We start from the raw sequence: 13,142 nt of genomic DNA, 5'->3' as shown, positions 1-13,142 counted from the left end.
GCGCCAGAAGCGGGCACTCCATACCTCAAGGTAGAGTGTGCCATACCGAATAAGCCTCAGTGCGATGAAACAAATACCGAGGCAGGCTGCGCGGGCGGAATGGCGAAGTGACGCTGCATGCGTTTTATCTCCTCTGCCGGTGGCAGGCCAAACAGACGCTTGAATTCGCGGTTAAATTGCGATGGGCTTTCATAGCCAACGGCGTAACTCGCGGCGGCGGCGGTGATTTGTTGGCGCACCATCAGCATCCGTGCCTGGTGCAGGCGTACCGATTTCACATACTGCATCGGCGGCATCTGCGTTATCGCCTTGAAATGGCTATGAAAGGTCGGCACGCTCATGCCGGCCCTCATCGCCAGCTGCGTCAGCGTTAACGGCTCCGCGTAAGCGGCATGGATGTGCTGCAACGCTTTACCGATTTTGCCAAACTGGCCCTGCAAGGCCAGCGCGGCACGCATTGCGTTGCCCTGTGCGCCTGTCAGCACGCGAAAATAAAGCTCACGCACCCGCGCCGGGCCGAGGATTGCCGCCTCAAGCGGGTTAGCCAGGACGTCAAGTAAGCGAAGTACGGCCATTTTTACCGCGCCGTCCATGGGGCTCGACATCATGCTTTGCGGCGCGACGGGAGGATGCGGGGCGCCATGCTGTTCAATCTGCAGCATCAGTTCCGCGGCAAGCTGAAAATCCAGATGCATATAAATCGCCAGCAGCGGATGTGCTGCCGACGCGTCGGTTTCCATCACAAATGGCACCGGCACCGAAACCGCCAGGTAGTGCTGCTCATCATATAAATAGGTCTGTTGACCGAAATAGCCGCGTTTGCTGCCCTGGCAGACGATCACGATCCCCGGATCGTAAAGCACCGGCGTTCTGGCAAGCGGGCGATCGGAACGCAAAATTCGCACATCAGGTAGGGCAGTGAGGTTGTATCCCTCTTGCACCGCAAGTCTATTCATCAGGGCAATCATGTCGGACATCCCACCACCTCATAAAATCAGGCAAGAAAAAGAGAAAATACGGCCTAAAAATACGGCAGGGAAGAGAATACCATGCAACCTTCATGGTTCATGGGAGTTCTTTTTATGGCATCTGCAAAAACGATTTTAATTACCGGCGTCAGCAGTGGCTTTGGTCAGGCGCTGGCGCGGGAAGCCCTCGCCGTAGGGCATCGGGTTGTAGGGACGGTGCGCAACAGCGAAGCACTGCAGGCTTTCGCCGCGCTCGATACGCAGCGGGCTTTTGGCTATCTGCTTGATGTCACGGACGATGAACGTATTGATGAGGTGGTTGGAGAGATAGAGTCCGCCGTCGGTCCGATAGATGTGCTGGTGAACAATGCCGGTTACGGCCATGAAGGCATTCTGGAAGAATCCCCGCTTGCAGAGCTGCGCCGCCAGTTTGACGTCAATGTGTTTGGCGCGGTGGCGATGATCAAAGCCGTGCTACCGGGCATGCGCCAGCGCCGTCGCGGCCACATTATCAATATCACCTCAATGGGCAGTTTCATTACCTTGCCCGGTATCAGCTATTACTGCGGCAGCAAATTTGCACTGGAAGGAATATCAGAAACGTTAAGTAAAGAGCTTGCCCCGTTCAACCTATACGTGACCGCCGTGGCGCCCGGCTCGTTTCGAACGGACTGGGCCGGGCGTTCAATGGTGCGCAGCCCTCGCCGTCTCCCTGACTATGACGCGTTATTTGAACCTGTTCGTCAGGCGCGACAGGAAAAAAGCGGCAAGCAACTCGGCGATCCGGTTAAGGCGGCTCACGCCATGCTGGCATTGATCGAGAGCGGGAACCCACCTACGCATCTGTTGTTAGGCAGTGACGCATTAAGTTTGGTGCGGCAAAAGCTCGAGGCGTTAGGTCAGGAAATTGAACAATGGGAGAAGCTCACCCGTTCAACGGATGGCTGAACGGTTTGGGGTAGGGAGAGTGCAGGGGATCATCGATGATGACCTTCCAACAGCAAAAAGCCCGCTCAGGTTTCCCTGAGCGGGCTTCTCTAAATATGGCTCCTCTGACTGGACTCGAACCAGTGACATACGGATTAACAGTCCGCCGTTCTACCGACTGAACTACAGAGGAATCGTTTGAACGGGGCGAATAATAGCGAGGCGCCGTCGGCATGTCAAAGGCGGATTACACATTCTGTGACTGTTTGCTTACAGAATGCGCAACCCGTTGAGTTTTTTGGCAGATTTAGCCCTCGGGCGCCCGCTGCAGGCGCAGCTGATAGCGGTAAACGCCGGCGGTGAGCAGGTAATCCCGGTGCACGCTCGGGCTCCAGGAATCGTCGCCGCCCACCCCCATGTGGAAGCCGTCCAGATGCAGCCAGGTGCCTGTTTCCGGCTGCAGCAGGTGCTGGTGGCTGCAGGCCATCAGCTGTTGCAGGCCGTAGCGGCTGAGCGAGAAGTGGAAGCGGCCGTCGATGCGCCAGCCGCCGTAGCGCAGGCTGCGGGTGTCGCAGCGCAGGCCGTTCTCGCCGGGGAAAATATACGGCGTGTGCAGTTCCGCCAGCGGCAGGCGCCAGCGCCCTTGCTGCGCGGCCAGGCGGCGATCGGGGTAGTTCTCGTGCGGGCCCAGGCCCAGCCATTCCGCCTGCGGCTGCACCGTCGCCAATTGGCAGTGCAGGCCGATGCGCGCCGGCGGCGGCAGGGCGTCGGCCACCTCGACCTCCACGCTCACGTTCACCGCGCCCAGCGCATCGAACAGCCACTGTTTGCGGCTGAGCAGTAAAATCTGCTCGTCTACGCCGAACTGGTGTTCGCTCACCACCCGCACGCCGTTTTGCAGCGCATCGGCCTGCAGCCGCGTGCAGCGCTCCTCCAGCCGGTACAGGCCCGCCAGCTTCCAGCGTTCGACCCAGGCGTTGGGATCGATATGGTCCGCTTCGCTGACGCCGATGTCGTTATCGATCGGCGCGCGCGCAAAGCCGTCGCGCAGCGGCGTCAGCAGCTGCGGCTGCTCATTCTGCCACCACTGCGTCAGGTGGCCGCTGCTACGCTCGAAGCGCCAGCGCTGGTCGCCGTGGGTGAGCGTCAGCCCCTGATCGTCTTCAGTCAGCGTGGGCGGCACGCCCTGCGCCGGCGGCGGTGCGGGATGCAGCGCGCGCGGCACCCGCCACTGATCCCAGGCGCAGCGGTGGTGCGCTTCGGACCAGTCGGTGGCCTGCGGTTGCACCACCTCCACGTTCAGCCACAGCTCGCCGGGCTGATGCAGCATCGGCAGGCGATCGAGCAGGGTGAAGCTAGCGCTGCCCTGCGGCGGCAGCGCCAGATCGAAGCTGCCGCTGGCGCGCTCCACGCCGTCCAGCTCCAGCCGCCAGTTGAGCTGCTCGTTGTCGGTATGGCGGAACAGGTAATCGCTGGTGACGGTCAGCGTCAGCGAGGCGGCGTCGAAGGCGAAGCGGAACAGCTGCTGCGCCCGCTGCGCTTCGAACAGCGCCGGGTGAGGGGTGCGATCCGCGAACACCAGCCCGTTCAGGCAGAATTGGCGATCGTTGGGGGTGTCGCCGAAGTCGCCGCCGTAGGCCCAGAACTCTTCGCCGCGCTCGTCGCGTTTGATCAACGCCTGATCGACCCAGTCCCAGACAAAGCCGCCCTGCAGGCGCGGATAGTGGTGGAATGCGCGCCAGTAGCGCTCGAAACCGCCGAAACTGTTGCCCATCGCATGGGCGTATTCGCACAGGATCAGCGGGCGCTGTTCCTCCGGCAGGCCGATCCACTTGCCGAGCGCCCATTTGGGCACCGCCGGGAACGGCTGATCCTGATCCACTCTGGCATACATCGGGCAGATGATGTCGGTAGCGGCGGTGTCAGCGCCGCCGCCTTCATATTGCACCGGGCGGGTCGGATCCTGGCTTTTCACCCAGCGGTACAGCGCATCGTGGTTCACGCCGTGGCCGGACTCGTTGCCCAGCGACCAGATAATGATGCAGGGGTGGTTGCGATCGCGCTGCACCATGCGGGTGACGCGCTCGCTCATCGCCGGCAGCCACAGCGGATCGTCAGCCAGGCGGTTCATCGGCTGCATGCCGTGGGTCTCGATATTGGCTTCGTCCACCACGTACAACCCGTAACGGTCGCACAGCCGGTACCACAGCGGGTGATTGGGGTAATGCGAGCAGCGCACCGCGTTGAAGTTGTGCTGTTTCATCAACAGGATGTCGTGGCGCATCGTCGCCTCGTCCATCACCTGGCCGTGGCGCGGGTGATGCTCGTGGCGGTTAACGCCGCGGATCAGCAGCGGCTGCCCGTTGAGCTTCAGCAGCCCGCCGCTGATCTCCACCTGGCGGAAGCCGACGTCATAGGCCTCCACCTCGATAATCTCCCCCTCGGGCGAGAGCAGGGCGACGGTGGCGCGATACAGCGTGGGCGTTTCGGCGCTCCACAGCGCCGGGCGTTCCACCGGCAGGCGAAGCGTGACGCGATCGTCATAGGCGCCGCGCTCGTCCACGATCTCGCTGCCGAGCGGCTGGGTGCGTTCGGCCACCCGCGCGCCGTCGCGCCACAGCTGAACCTGCACCTGCAGCGGGCCGGGCCGGCTGGCGCGCGCCGTCACCACCAGTTCGCCGCGGGTAAAGCGGTCATGCAGCGGCGTGGTGATGCGCACATCGCTCAGGTGCGCGGCGGGTTTGTGCAGCAGGCTGACGTCGCGGAAGATGCCGCTCATGCGCCACATGTCCTGATCTTCCAGATAGCTGCCGTCGCACCAGCGTAGCACCATCACCGCCAGCCGGTTTTCTCCCGGCTGCAGCCACGGGCTGAGATCGAACTCCGCCGGTAGGCGGCTGTCCTGCGAATAGCCGACCCAGTGGCCGTTGCACCATAAATAGAACGCCGAGTTGACGCCGTCGAAGATGACGCGCGTCTGGCCGGCGGCCAGCCAGGCCGGATCGACGCTGAAGGTGCGTGAATAGCAGCCGGTGGGGTTGTCTGCCGGCACGCGCGGCGGATCGACCGGGAACGGGTAGCGCACGTTGGTGTAAATCGGCGCATCGTAGCCGGCGAGCTGCCAGTTGCCCGGCACCGCCAGCGGGGCGGCGTCCGGCAGATCCTGCTGCAGCCAGCCTTCCGGTGCCGCCTCTGGGCGCGGGAAATAGCTGAAGCGCCACTCGCCGTTCAGCGACCGGCGGCTGGCGCTGGGGGCATCGTCGCGCGCGTCTTCCACCGTGCGCCAGCTGGCGAACGGCGGGTGAGCGTCCAGTCGGCGGTAGTGGGTGCAGGCCGGGTTTTGCCAGTCACGGCGGGCGAGGATCTCGGTCAGGGAAGCAAGGGGCGCAGCGGGCATCGGCGATCGTCCAGTCGGCTAGGTGATGCTCACCAAGATGCTGACCGGCGCATAAAAAGTAAAGCGGTTACACGCAACCTTGCAAGGGCGATCAAATAACCGTTAATGCGGTTCGCCGGCGCGGTAGATCCGCTGTGGGCGGCCGACCTTGCCGTAAATGATCTCGGCGCGCAGCTGCTGCGCGGCGGTGCAAAACTCCAGGTAACGGCGCGCGGTGGTACGGCTGAGCCCCATTTTTTGCGCAACGCTTTCAGCGGTGTGGCGCGCGGCGGGTTCGGCAAACAGTGCGCGGACCTTGCCCAGCGTCAGCTCGTCGATGCCGGCGGGCAGCGCCGCCTGCTGTTCGCCGCGGGCGTAGGTGTTGAACATCTCGTCGATGCGGCGCTGGTTGAGGCGCGCTTTGTCCTTCAGCGCTTCGCGGCGCTGGCTGAAGCGCTGCAGGGTCTGGCTCAGCCGGTCATAGGCCAGCGGTTTGATCAGATAGTCGAACACGCCGTAACGCAACGCCTCGGCCACGGTGGCCATGTCGCTGGCGGCGGTGATGAACACGATGCCGCCGCGATACCCGCTCAGCGTCAGTTCGCGCAGCAGGGTGATGCCCTGGCCGTCGGGCAGAAAGTTGTCCAGCAGGATCAGGTCCGGCTTGAAGCGCTCGGTCATGGCGCGTGCCTGCGCCAGGGTGCCGGCCAGCCAAATCTGGCGGCAGCCGCCGTTCTGGCGGATAAACTCCGCGTGCATTTCCGCCAGCGGCGTTTCGTCTTCAACGATCAGGATGTTCAGCCATTCCATAATGAAACCTACTATTGCAATCAAGATGCTAAATGAATGTAAGTAAATTGCGGCGCCAAATAAAGATTATCTCAATAATAAACACCATAAGATTAATTAAGCAAATAAAGAACATTAAATAACTTATTAACCGGGATCGGTTTGTGAAATAGGTCAATAATCGGCGTTTTTTTTCTGTTTACCATTGATTTATCGAACGCGAGATGGCGTTTATCTCCATGGTTTTTAAGGTTTTAATTATTCTTGTTGATGTTAATTAAAATGCTTTTTTGTATTTAATTTGTTGTTTGTCAGTTAACCCAGAGAGCGTGTTATGTTAGGCGATGCCGTATTTAATCGGGTAAAGCGATCGGATCATAAAGCGATTTCGGAAATAAGCGCCTTCTTGCGCAGTAACGATCTGAATATCGACACCACGGTTGAAATATTTATTACCGTTACCCAGCACGACAAATTGGTCGCCTGCGGCGGCATCGCCGACAATATTATCAAATGCGTCGCCATCAGTCCGCTGATGCGCGGCGAAGGGTTGGCGCTGGCGCTGGCGACCGAGCTGGTGAACCTGGCCTACGAGCGCCATCACACCCAGCTGTTTATTTACACCAAGGTGCAGAACGAGCCGCTGTTCCGCCAGTGCGGTTTCTACCCGATCGCCACCGTGCCGGGCATCGTGGTGCTGATGGAAAACAGCCCGTGCCGCCTGAAGCGCTACGCCGCCCAGCTGGCGAGCCAGCGCCGGCCGGGCGAGACCATCGGCAGTATCGTGATGAACGCCAACCCCTTCACCCGCGGGCATCAGTATCTGGTGCGTCAGGCGGCCAAACGCTGCGACTGGCTGCACCTGTTTCTGGTGAAGGAAAACACCTCGCGCTTCAGCTATGAAGACCGGCGCCGGCTGGTGCTGGCCGGCACCGCCGATATTCCCAACCTCACGGTACACGAAGGCTCGCAGTACGTGATCTCGCGCGCCACCTTCCCCTGTTACTTCATCAAGGATCAGGGCGTGGCCGACGACTGTTACACCGAAATCGATCTGAAGATCTTCCGCCAGTATCTGGCGCCCGCGCTGGGCATTACCCACCGCTTCGTCGGCAACGAGCCGTTCTGCGCGGTGACCGCGAAATACAACCGCGACATGCGTTACTGGCTGGAAACGCCGGCGCTGCCCAGCCCGCCGATCGCGCTGGTGGAAATCGAGCGTTTGCAATATCAGGGCACGGCGATCTCCGCCTCCTGGGTGCGCAAGCTGCTGGCGGCGGGGGACTTCCACGCCGCCGCGCCGCTGGTACCGCCGGACACCCTGTACTACCTGCAGGATCTGCAAACGCAGCGCCGGGCCAAGGCGGCCCCGCATCCTTTTGAGTCCGCACAATCAGGTGAATGATGAAAATTATCCGAGAAGCAATGGCCGGCACGCTGGAATCCAGCGATGTCATGGTGCGCATCGCGCCCGCCGAGGGGCCGCAGCACGATCTGTTGATCGCCAGCAGCGTGGAAAAACAGTTCGGCGCGGCGATCCGCCACACCCTGCTGGAGGTGCTGCAGCGCTATGAGGTGGAGCCGGTGCAGGTGATCGTCGACGACAAGGGGGCGCTGGACTGCGTGCTGCGCGCCCGGCTGGAAACCGCGCTGATCCGCGCCTGCGAGGGCGGCCAGCTGCCGTGGGAGGCGAAAGATGAAAACGCTGAATAAAACCCGGCTGCGCCGCAGCATGCTGTTCGTCCCCGGCGCCAACGCGGCGATGGTCAGCAACGCCTTTATCTACCAGGCCGATGCGCTGATGTTCGATCTGGAAGATTCGGTGATCCTGCGTGAAAAAGACGCGGCGCGCCGGCTGGTGTACCACGCGCTGCAGCACCCGCTGTACCAGGAGGTGGAAACCATCGTGCGCGTCAATGCGCTCGACTCCGCCTACGGCCTGGCGGACCTGCAGGCGGTGGTACGCGGCGGCGCGGACATCGTGCGCCTGCCGAAGACCGACAGCGCGCAGGACGTTGTCGACATGGAACGCGAGATTGCCGCCATCGAAGCGGCCTGCGGCCGGCCGGTCGGTAGCACCGGGCTGCTGGCAGCGATCGAATCGGCGCAGGGCATCACCCACGCGGTGGCGATCGCGCACGCTTCGCCGCGTCTTATCGGCATCGCGCTGGGGGCGGAAGACTACGTGCGCAACCTGCGCACCGAGCGCTCGCCGGAGGGCATCGAGCTGCTGTTCGCCCGCTGCTCGCTGCTGCAGGCGGCGCGCGCCGCCGGCATTCAGGCGTTCGACACCGTCTATTCCGACGCCAACAACGAAGCCGGCTTCCTGCAGGAAGCGGCGCTGATCAAACAGCTCGGCTTCGACGGCAAATCGCTGATTAACCCGCGCCAGATTGAGCTGCTGCACAACCTGTACGCGCCGACCGCCAAAGAGGTGGCGCACGCGCAGCGGGTGGTGGACGCCGCCGAAGCGGCGGAGCGGGAAGGGCGCGGCGTGGTGTCGCTCAACGGAAAAATGGTCGACAGCCCGGTGATTGAACGCGCCCGGCTGGTGCTGGAGCGCGCCGCGCTGTCCGGCTTACGGGAAGAACCGGCGCAGCACGGGGAGGAAGCATGATGAACCGCCAACAACGATTGATGACCTTCGCTAACCCGGCGGATCTGCCGGGCTATCAGGACGTGTCCAAAGCCAATCTGCAGGCGCGCAAACCGCGCGATCTCAAGCTGTGCGATTCCTTGCAGGAAGCGGTGCGCCGCAGCGGGCTGCAGGACGGCATGACCATCTCCTTCCACCATGCGTTTCGCGGCGGCGATTTGACCCTCAATCAGGTGATGGAGACGCTGGCGGCGATGGGGTTCCGCAACCTGACGCTGGCCTCCAGCTCGCTGACCGACTGCCATGCGCCGCTGGTTGAGCATATCCGCCACGGCGTGGTGAGCCGCATTTACACCTCCGGGCTGCGCGGCCCGCTGGCGGACGCCGTTTCGCGCGGCCTGCTGGCGGAGCCGGTGCAAATTCACTCGCACGGTGGCCGGGTCAATCTGATCGAATCCGGCGAGCTGAAGATAGACGTGGCCTTCCTCGGCGTGCCGGCCTGCGATGAGTTCGGCAACGCCAACGGCTACAGCGGTGACGCCTGCTGCGGCTCGCTCGGCTATGCGCGGGTGGACGCCGAGGCGGCGGGCACCGTGGTGCTGCTGACCGAGCAACTGGTGCCGTATCCGCATCATCCCGCAAGCCTGGCGCAGGATCGGGTGGACCTGATCGTGCAGCTGGAGCGGGTGGGCGACGCCGATAAGATCGGCGCTGACGCCACGCGCATGACCTCGAACCCGCGCGAGTTGCTGATCGCCCGCCGCGCCGCCGAGGTGATCGCCGGTTCCGGCTACTTCACCGAAGGCTTCTCGCTGCAAACCGGCACCGGCGGCGCCTCGCTGGCGGTGACACGGTTCCTGGAGGACAAGATGCGCGCCCGCGGCATTCGCGCCGCGTTCGCCCTCGGCGGCATCACCTCGACCATGGTGGATCTGCACGAGAAAGGGCTGATCGGCAAGCTGCTGGACGTGCAGAGCTTCGATCGGGCGGCGGCGACTTCGCTGGCGCGCAACCCGCGCCATATCGAAATCAGCGCCAACCAGTACGCCAACTTCAGTTCCAAGGGCGCGTCGGTCGATCGGCTCGACGTGGTGGTGCTGAGCGCGCTGGAAATCGACACCGGCTTCAACGTTAACGTGCTGACCGGCTCCGACGGCGTGCTGCGCGGCGCGTCCGGTGGCCACTGCGACACCGCCGCCGCCGCGCGGCTGGCGATCATCGTTGCGCCGTTGGTGCGCGGGCGCATCCCGACGCTGGTGGAGCAGGTGACCACCTGCGTCACGCCGGGCTCCAGCATCGACATTCTGGTGACCGACCACGGCATCGCCGTCAACCCGGCGCGGCCGGAGCTGGCGCAGCGCCTGCGGGAGGCTGGCCTCGAGGTGGTGAGCATCGACTGGCTGCGCGCCCGTGCGCTGCAGCTGACCGGCGAACCGCAGCCGATCGCCTTTACCGACAAGGTGGTGGCGGTGGTGCGCTACCGCGACGGCTCGGTGATCGACGTGGTGCATCAGGTGGCGGAGTAAACGATGGCCGCCGTCGATCCCCAACTGGCCGCCGAACGTGCGGTCAGCCTGCCGGAGCTGCTCACCAGCCGCGAATGCCGCCAGGCGCGCCAGCAGGCGTGGCTGGCGCAGCACGAGTGCACGCTGCTGGTGCTGACGCTGGTGGTGCCCGGTCCGGTGAAGGACAGCGCGTTGACGCGCGGCATCTTCAACCTGGGGTGGGCGGCGCTGCTGCGGCTGTGCGCCGAACAGGGTTGGCCCAGCCCGCAGGCCGAGGCGCTGGCGCTCGCCACCGGCTGCGAAGGGTTTGTGGCGCTGCGCGCCGATGCCCAGCGGGTGAAAGACTGCGCCATGCAGCTGGAGGTGAGCCGCCCGATCGGCCGGCTGTGGGATATCGACGTGCTGGATACGCGGGGGCGCATTTTGTCGCGCCGCGACATCGGCCTGCCGGAACGGCGCTGCCTGCTGTGCGGCCAACCGGCCAAGATCTGCGCCCGCCAGCGGCGGCACAGCAGCGAGCAGCTGCTGCATGAAATGGAAAGGATGTTCAACGATGCGATCTCTGCCGATTAATCTGCCTGCCCGCCGCACCGAGCCGGCCTGCGACTTCGCCCGCGCCGCTTTCCGCGCGCTGCTGGTGGAGGTCAACCTCACGCCCAAACCGGGGCTGGTGGATCGCCATAATACCGGCGCCCACCGCGACATGGATCTCGGGCACTTCTACCGCAGCGCCCGTGCCATCGGCGTGTGGCTGCCGCGCTTTATCCAACGCGGGCGCGAAGACGCCGTTTTGCCGGCAGAGCAGCAGCTGGCGCGGCTGCGGCCGCTTGGCCTGGCCTGCGAAAACCAGATGTTTCGCGCCACCGGCGGCATTAACACCCACAAGGGCAGCGTGTTCTCGCTCGGGTTGCTGTGCACCGCCTTCGGCCGCCTGCAGCAGCAGGGCCGCGCCATCGGCGCCGAAGCGCTGTGCGCCGAGGTGGCGGCGATGTGCCGGGGGCTGGTGGAGCGCGAGCTGCGGCGCAATAACGCCGGGCAGACCGCCGGCCAGCGGCTGTTCGCCGCGCACGGGCTGAGCGGCGCACGCGGCGAGGCGGAGGCCGGTTTCCGGCTGGTCATTGACGGCGCGCTGCCGCTGTATCGGCAACGGCTGGCCGCCGATGGCGACGAACAGCGGGCGCTGCTGGACAGCCTGCTGTGGCTGATGGCCCACAACGACGACACCAACGTCGCCTCGCGCGGCGGCCTGCACGGGCTGCGCTGGCTGCGGCGCCGGGCGGCCTGGCTGCTGGCGCAGGGCGGCTCGGCCGGGGAGGTGGGCCTGGCGCGCCTGCAACGCTTCGATGCCGACTGCATCGCCCGTAACCTCAGCCCCGGCGGCAGCGCCGACCTGTTGATAGTGACCTGGCTGCTGGCGCAGCTGGGTGCCCAAGAATAATAACCAAGCCTTCAGGAGAGTCCCAATGTCCCAAACCCAGGAAAAGATCTGGAAAGCGATAGCGCCGCTGGCGGTGCTCGCGATCCTGTTATTGATACCGGTGCCCGACGGCATGCCGCCGCAGGCCTGGCACTACTTCGCCATCTTCGTGGCGATGATCGTCGGCATGATTCTGGAGCCGATCCCGGCCACCGCCATCAGCTTTATCGCGGTGACCGTCAGCGTGCTCAGCGCCAACTGGGTGCTGTTCGGCGCGCAGGAGCTGGCGGAACCGGGCTTCAAGGCCGGTAAAGAGGCGCTGAAATGGGGGCTGGCGGGCTTCTCCAGCACCACCGTCTGGCTGGTGTTCGGCGCCTTTATCTTCGCGCTGGGCTACGAGGCCACCGGGCTGGGGCGGCGCATCGCGCTGTTCCTGGTGAAGTTCATGGGCAAGCGCACGCTGACGCTGGGCTATGCGGTGGTGATCATCGATATCCTGCTGGCGCCGTTCACGCCGTCCAACACCGCGCGCACCGGCGGCACGGTGTTCCCGGTGGTGAAAAACCTGCCGCCGCTGTTCGATTCTTTCCCTAACGACCCCTCTTCACGCCGCATCGGCGGTTACCTGATGTGGATGATGGTGGTCGGCACCAGCATCAGCTCCTCGATGTTCGTCACCGGCGCCGCGCCGAACGTGCTGGGCATCGAGTTCGTCGGCAAGATCGCCGGGGTGCACATCAGCTGGATGCAGTGGTTCCTGGCGTTCCTGCCGGTCGGCCTGCTGCTGCTGATCATCGCGCCGCTGATCTCCTACTACCTGTACAAACCGGGCGTGACCCACAGCAGCGAAGTGGCCGCCTGGGCGGATACCGCGCTGGGGGAAATGGGCAAGCTGACGCGCAAGGAATACACCCTGATCGGCCTGGTGCTGCTCAGCCTGTGCCTGTGGGTGTTCGGCGGCAAAATGCTGGACGCTACCGCAGTGTGTCTGCTGGCGGTGTCGCTGATGCTGGCGCTGCACGTGGTGTCGTGGAAAGAGATCACCAAATACTCCAGCGCCTGGAACACGCTGGTTAACCTGGCGACGCTGGTGGTGATGGCCAACGGCCTGACGCGTTCCGGCTTTATCGACTGGTTCGCCCAGACCATGAGCACCCACCTGGACGGCTTCTCGCCGAACATGACGGTGGTGGCGCTGGTGCTGGTGTTCTACTTCGCCCACTACCTGTTCGCCAGCCTGTCGGCGCACACCGCCACCATGCTGCCGGTGATCCTGGCGGTCGGTAAAGGGCTGCCGGGCGTGCCGATGGAGCAGTTGTCGATGCTGCTGGTGCTGTCGATCGGTATCATGGGCGTGCTGACGCCGTACGCCACCGGGCCGGGGGTGATCATCTACGGCTGTGGCTACGTGAAGTCGAAAGACTACTGGCGCCTGGGCGGCATTCTCGGCGTGGTGTACATCGCCGCGCTGCTGCTGATCGGCTGGCCGATCATGAGCCTGTGGTACTGAGTTGAAGCCACGCGGCCACCGCCCGGTGGCCGCGGTTACGATCCTTTCCCGTGA

11 protein-coding genes and 1 tRNA gene are annotated in these 13,142 nt (G+C 64.0%); 8 read left to right on the top strand and 4 right to left on the bottom strand.

Features of this window, described 5'->3' with window-relative positions; all coding sequences use genetic code 11:
- Window positions 1–56: 56 nt before the first annotated feature.
- The gene (locus tag FUU19_RS16150) at window positions 57–977 is read right to left on the bottom strand and encodes an AraC family transcriptional regulator (RefSeq protein ID WP_197773880.1); all 921 of its coding nucleotides are present in this window, start codon (window positions 975–977) and stop codon (window positions 57–59) included.
- Between the two features lie 105 nt (window positions 978–1,082).
- Between FUU19_RS16150 and FUU19_RS16145 the strand changes: the two genes are divergently transcribed.
- Window positions 1,083–1,916: an oxidoreductase gene (locus FUU19_RS16145; protein WP_060451774.1), complete on the top strand. Its 834-nt coding sequence runs from the start codon at window positions 1,083–1,085 to the stop codon at window positions 1,914–1,916.
- 96 nt (window positions 1,917–2,012) lie between these two features.
- On the opposite strand, the gene FUU19_RS16140 is transcribed toward FUU19_RS16145, so the two are convergent.
- The 3 genes from FUU19_RS16140 to dpiA all read right to left on the bottom strand — a co-directional run bounded on the left by FUU19_RS16140 (window position 2,013) and on the right by dpiA (window position 6,081).
- Window positions 2,013–2,088, bottom strand: a tRNA-Asn gene (locus FUU19_RS16140).
- A 114-nt stretch (window positions 2,089–2,202) separates the two neighbouring features.
- Window positions 2,203–5,292, bottom strand: coding sequence for a beta-galactosidase (locus tag FUU19_RS16135; RefSeq protein ID WP_230490743.1), 3,090 nt, complete (start codon window positions 5,290–5,292; stop codon window positions 2,203–2,205).
- 102 nt (window positions 5,293–5,394) lie between these two features.
- A complete protein-coding gene (gene dpiA / locus FUU19_RS16130) occupies window positions 5,395–6,081 on the bottom strand; it encodes a two-component response regulator DpiA (protein ID WP_021505854.1) in 687 nt (228 codons plus the stop codon).
- A gap of 313 nt (window positions 6,082–6,394) precedes the next feature.
- Between dpiA and citC the strand changes: the two genes are divergently transcribed.
- The 7 genes from citC to FUU19_RS16095 are packed head-to-tail and all read left to right on the top strand — an operon-like array spanning window position 6,395 to window position 13,088.
- Window positions 6,395–7,465, top strand: coding sequence for a [citrate (pro-3S)-lyase] ligase (citC, locus tag FUU19_RS16125; protein ID WP_028127715.1), 1,071 nt, complete (start codon window positions 6,395–6,397; stop codon window positions 7,463–7,465).
- Entirely contained in the window at window positions 7,465–7,773 is a 309-nt protein-coding gene (citD, locus tag FUU19_RS16120; RefSeq protein WP_230490744.1) for a citrate lyase acyl carrier protein, read from the top strand. The genes citC and citD overlap by 1 nt, the downstream gene beginning before the upstream one ends.
- Window positions 7,757–8,677: a citrate (pro-3S)-lyase subunit beta gene (citE, locus tag FUU19_RS16115; protein WP_033651847.1), complete on the top strand. Its 921-nt coding sequence runs from the start codon at window positions 7,757–7,759 to the stop codon at window positions 8,675–8,677. Before citD ends, citE begins: the two co-directional genes overlap by 17 nt.
- Complete coding sequence (citF, locus tag FUU19_RS16110; RefSeq protein WP_230490933.1) at window positions 8,677–10,182, top strand: citrate lyase subunit alpha; 1,506 nt, start codon at window positions 8,677–8,679, stop codon at window positions 10,180–10,182. The genes citE and citF overlap by 1 nt, the downstream gene beginning before the upstream one ends.
- 3 nt (window positions 10,183–10,185) lie before the next feature.
- A complete protein-coding gene (gene citX, locus FUU19_RS16105; RefSeq protein ID WP_025303457.1) occupies window positions 10,186–10,734 on the top strand; it encodes a citrate lyase holo-[acyl-carrier protein] synthase in 549 nt (182 codons plus the stop codon).
- A complete protein-coding gene (citG, locus tag FUU19_RS16100; protein WP_173890125.1) occupies window positions 10,715–11,599 on the top strand; it encodes a triphosphoribosyl-dephospho-CoA synthase CitG in 885 nt (294 codons plus the stop codon). The genes citX and citG overlap by 20 nt, the downstream gene beginning before the upstream one ends.
- Window positions 11,600–11,624: 25 nt before the next feature.
- A complete protein-coding gene (locus FUU19_RS16095; RefSeq protein ID WP_004940821.1) occupies window positions 11,625–13,088 on the top strand; it encodes an anion permease in 1,464 nt (487 codons plus the stop codon).
- Window positions 13,089–13,142: the final 54 nt, after the last annotated feature.

The organism is Serratia montpellierensis (genome assembly GCF_020858655.1).
Lineage (GTDB): Bacteria > Pseudomonadota > Gammaproteobacteria > Enterobacterales > Enterobacteriaceae > Serratia > Serratia montpellierensis.
Note: the sequence above shows the minus strand (reverse complement) of the source record. Positions and strands in the feature narration are given on the sequence as shown.